Annotated in this window: 1 protein-coding gene; it reads left to right on the forward strand. The window is 33.5% G+C overall.

What is annotated here, in order from left to right; genetic code table 11:
• Nucleotides 1-260, forward strand: a 260-nt coding sequence (locus CCAND38_RS11860; RefSeq protein WP_042343735.1) for a hypothetical protein, incomplete at both ends; no start/stop codon positions are given.

The raw sequence follows: 260 nt of genomic DNA on the forward strand, positions 1-260 counted from the left end.
AAAAAACAAAACTATCTTTGCAAAACCTGTAAACGCCAATTTATCGGCGACCATAATCTGACCTACAAAGGTTGGGCTTCGCATATTGCTGCGAAAATTCTTTTGCTTTTGGCAAGAAATGTAGGTATTCGTGATATTGCTGAAATTGAGAAAGTTAACATCAAAAAAGTACTTTCGGTTTTGGTAAATTTTAATCGAGAAATCAAACCCAAACAAAACAAATACAAATCGTTACAAGTTGATGAACTTTGGACTTTTGT

Source organism: Capnocytophaga canis, from assembly GCF_000827555.1.
GTDB classification, from domain to species: Bacteria; Bacteroidota; Bacteroidia; order Flavobacteriales; family Flavobacteriaceae; genus Capnocytophaga; species Capnocytophaga canis.